This is a genomic window from Bartonella sp. ML70XJBT, assembly GCF_028618425.1.
Classification (GTDB): Bacteria; Pseudomonadota; Alphaproteobacteria; order Rhizobiales; family Rhizobiaceae; genus Bartonella.
The window spans coordinates 1-3880 of the sequence record NZ_JAQISX010000055.1 but is presented as its reverse complement, the minus strand read 5'-3'; the positions used below and the strand labels follow the sequence as shown (position 1 = coordinate 3880).

8 protein-coding genes are annotated in these 3880 nt (G+C 33.9%); 4 read left to right on the top strand and 4 right to left on the bottom strand.

Features of this window, described 5'->3' with window-relative positions; translation table 11 throughout:
* Nucleotides 1–39: 39 nt before the first annotated feature.
* Together PVV65_RS09235 and PVV65_RS09230 are read right to left on the bottom strand one after the other, a co-directional pair.
* Nucleotides 40–360, bottom strand: coding sequence for a YdaU family protein (locus PVV65_RS09235; protein ID WP_273789964.1), 321 nt, complete (start codon nt 358–360; stop codon nt 40–42).
* Nucleotides 353–496: a hypothetical protein gene (locus PVV65_RS09230; protein WP_273789965.1), complete on the bottom strand. Its 144-nt coding sequence runs from the start codon at nt 494–496 to the stop codon at nt 353–355. The genes PVV65_RS09235 and PVV65_RS09230 overlap by 8 nt, the downstream gene beginning before the upstream one ends.
* Nucleotides 497–565: 69 nt before the next feature.
* Here PVV65_RS09230 and PVV65_RS09225 point away from each other — a divergent pair, with 69 nt between their 5' ends.
* Complete coding sequence (locus tag PVV65_RS09225) at nt 566–1162, top strand: hypothetical protein (RefSeq protein WP_273789963.1); 597 nt, start codon at nt 566–568, stop codon at nt 1160–1162.
* A 72-nt stretch (nt 1163–1234) separates the two neighbouring features.
* Here the strand turns inward: PVV65_RS09225 and PVV65_RS09220 are convergent, their stop codons facing one another.
* Nucleotides 1235–1573 (bottom strand): hypothetical protein, encoded by a 339-nt coding sequence (locus PVV65_RS09220; RefSeq protein WP_273721938.1) that lies wholly within the window; start codon nt 1571–1573, stop codon nt 1235–1237.
* Nucleotides 1574–1575: 2 nt separating this feature from the next.
* The gene (locus PVV65_RS09215; protein ID WP_273755800.1) at nt 1576–1941 is read right to left on the bottom strand and encodes a hypothetical protein; all 366 of its coding nucleotides are present in this window, start codon (nt 1939–1941) and stop codon (nt 1576–1578) included.
* Nucleotides 1942–2025: 84 nt separating this feature from the next.
* Between PVV65_RS09215 and PVV65_RS09210 the strand changes: the two genes are divergently transcribed.
* The 3 genes from PVV65_RS09210 (at nt 2026) to PVV65_RS09200 (ending at nt 3777) form a co-directional block, all read left to right on the top strand.
* A complete protein-coding gene (locus PVV65_RS09210) occupies nt 2026–2364 on the top strand; it encodes a helix-turn-helix transcriptional regulator (protein ID WP_273755801.1) in 339 nt (112 codons plus the stop codon).
* 238 nt (nt 2365–2602) lie between these two features.
* Nucleotides 2603–2977 (top strand): hypothetical protein, encoded by a 375-nt coding sequence (locus PVV65_RS09205; protein ID WP_273789962.1) that lies wholly within the window; start codon nt 2603–2605, stop codon nt 2975–2977.
* A gap of 56 nt (nt 2978–3033) precedes the next feature.
* Complete coding sequence (locus PVV65_RS09200) at nt 3034–3777, top strand: antA/AntB antirepressor family protein (RefSeq protein WP_273789961.1); 744 nt, start codon at nt 3034–3036, stop codon at nt 3775–3777.
* Nucleotides 3778–3880: the final 103 nt, after the last annotated feature.

Sequence of the window (3880 nt, the reverse complement as noted above, 5' to 3'; positions counted from 1 at the left end):
ATAATCCATTCTTGATAAAAATTACGTACCCAAGGCAATTTATTCGTCATAGTTGCCCTCCTGCTCTTGAGTAAAAGCAGCTTCTTTTAATTCTTTTTCAACACGCGTATTCCACAACCCATCATCTTTTTGGATAAGTTTATCATTTTTTATTAAGTATTCGACAATAGCTGCAAATTTTTTCTGCGAACAATTGCAAGCACGTGCAAGCGTTTCAAAATCTTCTTTAATTGGTGCTTTTTTATCGTACATGCGAACGAGAAGCGTCATATAAGCGCCCCTTTGCTCTAACGTCATTCCGTCTGTACCACTTATCCAGTCATACAAATGGAATCTTATCCATGGCATACCATTAGACATGCGCGCCCCCTTCTTTCTTTAAATATAAAATTGCCAAAGCATCTGCTTCGTTGTCATCTTCAGGCGCATGCCCTTTGGAACATATCGCCCAGCCTGTCTTAGCACCTAGATCAAGATAGAGAATCGTCTTAGTCATTTGCTATTCCATTAAAAATTATTTTTACAAAGCCGTTCAACGGTAATTATTTTCGAAATGGGGGGAAAAATGCCTCAAGTAGTGTCTAAATTGTTTTCTATTTCTTCTGTTCTTATTAATTTTGCACATACAATTTTTTCAATTTACACTAAGTACAAAGAACAGGAAGAACGAAAACTAGGACCAAAATTGGAACTTAAATCTATTTCTCAACCAAGAAGTGATAGTGTTATTCCATCAAAGAAACGAGAATTTAAGATACTCCCAGAATCATTGGTTCATTTACACGTAACCTTCTATAATCCTACAAAACAAATGATTAGATTGAATTATATATGGATAGATAAAAAAAGTCCCTTTGAATTTGCTCATGTTTCATATCCTAAATCCGGCCTAGAACTGCATAAACAAAAAGAAAATATTTTCATTAAAACGCAAAAAAAACACGTCAACTTGATAACCCCTAAACTCAACCCAATCCAAAATGAATGGTATAATTTATTTAGTATTGAGAGTGAAAGCGAACTGACATTTTTACTCATTTTTAAAATGCATAACCCATCTGAAATACAACCCATTAATATCATTGTAGAACACACTTCTCCAAATTATCCGACCAAAACACTTAAACCTCATTTTTATCTTGGTTCCTTTTGTGATGACTAATATTCCAATTTCATTGGAACTAAAAATAATCAAATTCACTACTTTCTCTTATAAGCGTTTTTCTATCTTATCTCATTGCACTAAATGCGCAGATTGTGTGTATTTCTGTAAACTATCTATGAAATGTTTTTTGAAACCGTGCGCATTACTATATGCCTTTATAGACAATGATGGTCCTAAAGCACTTTTAGCTATTAAATTATCATTTTCATCAAGAGAAAAATCCCAATCAGAATCGCTAAAAACAATTGTGCTGCCATCTGGAAAATGCATTTCTTTTGTTGAATCTTCTAAAATATGAAAAGTATAAGATAAGTTTTGTATTTTTTTACGAAAGACATAAAAGCCAGAAAAAAACATGATTACATTGACTATAAAAAACACAATCATCGTCGCCCAACTGGAATCCATCTTTATTTCCTTTCTTCATATTGAGGTTGTACCATCTTATTTTGTTCACACGGCTTTTCACTCAAACTGAAACCGTTGACAAAAGAAGGCGTTGAGAGCGTTGCTTTTTCTTCTTTCATCAAATCTTGCAAACGCTTAGGATAGAAAAAATCTTCAGGTCGCAAATCAATGTTGTGTTTATGAGCATAGTTTAAAAGCATCACTTGATATTTAGCCGGAATAATTCCACCCTTACCTTCGCGTTTTTCAAGAGAATACGCCCATTTTCTAACCACAATAACATTGCGATTAATGATATTTGCAACCTTATGATGTCCACCAAGATATGTAATTATAAGCTTTGCTGTTTCTGTATATGTATTTATCATAGCCAATAAAATACGATATAAGAAATATTTAGTCAATACGATAAACGTATTTTTATGTTTTTTAATATTGTAAGGTTTTTAAAAATGATAAATAACTCGAGTATGGTTAAACAAAGAGAGCTAAAAATTTGGATAAAGCAAGAACTCGATAAAATGGGCCGTGGCAGCCAAGCAAAACTCGCAGCCCATCTTGGAGTACGCAGACCAGCTATATCTAATATTGTCAATCTTGACCCTAATAAAGAAATGAGAGACGTTAAAGCTGATGAGCTTGTTAAAATTATGGAGTTTTTTAAGGATTCTTCACCTGTCTCCGGATTTTGTTCTGATGATTTTCTTTATTTGTATTCTCAAGCAAATGATTCTGAAAAAAAAATTGTCGAGGATCTTTTAAAATCTTTGCTTGCAGCACGAAATCTATAAAAGCTATTTTTTCACTTTCTGTTAATTTATTTAACATTACAGATAGTTGTTCATTTCTTTCACGGTCCAACATAAATTCCCCATTTAAATTTTAAGATAATAAATAATCATGTGGATTATCAATATAAAAAATACGTTTATCGTAATTTTTTATATTGACATTTAATTACGATAAACGTATCTTATTTTTATAAACCACAAACCAGCAATTGCCAAGAGGCGTTAGGGAAGAGAAATTATGGAAAAGCCAATTCTTATTAATTCTGATGAAATTTTATTAGTTACCTACGATGATGATCAAAACATTGCAGAGTCTGGACCACTTGATGAAAGCCAAATTCTAAAAATTATTGACGAAACAGATGATGCAATCCAAATCTTTCGTATAAATCCTTCTGAGAATAGTTGTGAAGACATTTCTGAAGATATCGCGGAATTTTATCTTAGAGAACGTGAAGAACAGTGTTTCAACGGAAACATACCTCATGACTTTATTTTACACAGCACAGCATACGGTTTTTTTTTAGACGATATAAAACAGCGTGAATATGACGATGCAATGTATGGTTCTTACGAACAACAACACCGTTTGCGTCCATGTGATGTGCTTTAAATTCTGAAGGGCGTTTAAAAAGCGCCCCCCTTTAATCCCCTAAAATGAGGTTTGTAATGGAAAAGCTTATTGCCATTCAGCACAACACAATTAAAAACGAAACTGTTCAAACAGTAAATGCACGTGATCTGCATGCTTTTTTAGAAGTAAAAGCCCGCTTTAATGACTGGATTGTTAACCGTATTAAAGAATGTAATTTTCGAGAAAATCAAGACTTTATAAGTTTTACTAAAAATTTAGTAAAACCCCAAGGTGGGCGCCCAAGCGTAGAATACTACCTCACATTAGATATGGCTAAGCACCTTTCGATGATAGAGCGTAATGACAAAGGGCATGAAGCCAGAGAGTATTTTATAGAATGTGAACGGCGTGCAAAGCAAGCAGTAACACCACAAATCGATTATTCAAGTCCAAAAGCTATGATTGGATTTTTGAATTATTTGCAAGGTCAAATAGATCAAAAAGACACCATCATTGAAGATTTAACACCAAAAGCCATGGCACTTGAAAGTTTACAGCGTCATAATGGGCTCTTTGGTCTTACAGAAGCCGCGAAAATCCTCGAAATGCAACCAAAACAATTCATTCAATTCTTACAGCAAAAAGGTTGGGTTTATAGACGTGCAGCAGGTGGAAATTTACTCCCTTATCAAGACAAAATCCAAAAGCAACTTATGGATTGTCCAACCATCACACTTCAAACCGCCAGTGGAATAGAAAAAGTCATTCCTTGCGCAAAAATTACCACAAAAGGCATTGGGCTGCTGTCTCAAGAGCTTAAAAGACAAAGCATGCATTAAGAGGCTGTCACTATGGAAAAGAAATACGAACTGACTGATGAAATAGATGAAATTTATTTGCGTAAGGTTTATCGCATTCGCGCATTACGAGACTTTAGAAATG

What these genes read in the sequence shown, in the direction of transcription:
- PVV65_RS09235 (WP_273789964.1), bottom strand. Translation starts at nt 360, where the DNA reads ATGTCTAATGGTATGCCATGGATAAGATTCCATTTGTATGACTGGATA.
- PVV65_RS09230 (WP_273789965.1), bottom strand. Translation starts at nt 496, where the DNA reads ATGACTAAGACGATTCTCTATCTTGATCTAGGTGCTAAGACAGGCTGG.
- PVV65_RS09225 (WP_273789963.1), top strand. Translation starts at nt 566, where the DNA reads ATGCCTCAAGTAGTGTCTAAATTGTTTTCTATTTCTTCTGTTCTTATT.
- PVV65_RS09220 (WP_273721938.1), bottom strand. Translation starts at nt 1,573, where the DNA reads ATGGATTCCAGTTGGGCGACGATGATTGTGTTTTTTATAGTCAATGTA.
- PVV65_RS09215 (WP_273755800.1), bottom strand. Translation starts at nt 1,941, where the DNA reads ATGATAAATACATATACAGAAACAGCAAAGCTTATAATTACATATCTT.
- PVV65_RS09210 (WP_273755801.1), top strand. Translation starts at nt 2,026, where the DNA reads ATGATAAATAACTCGAGTATGGTTAAACAAAGAGAGCTAAAAATTTGG.
- PVV65_RS09205 (WP_273789962.1), top strand. Translation starts at nt 2,603, where the DNA reads ATGGAAAAGCCAATTCTTATTAATTCTGATGAAATTTTATTAGTTACC.
- PVV65_RS09200 (WP_273789961.1), top strand. Translation starts at nt 3,034, where the DNA reads ATGGAAAAGCTTATTGCCATTCAGCACAACACAATTAAAAACGAAACT.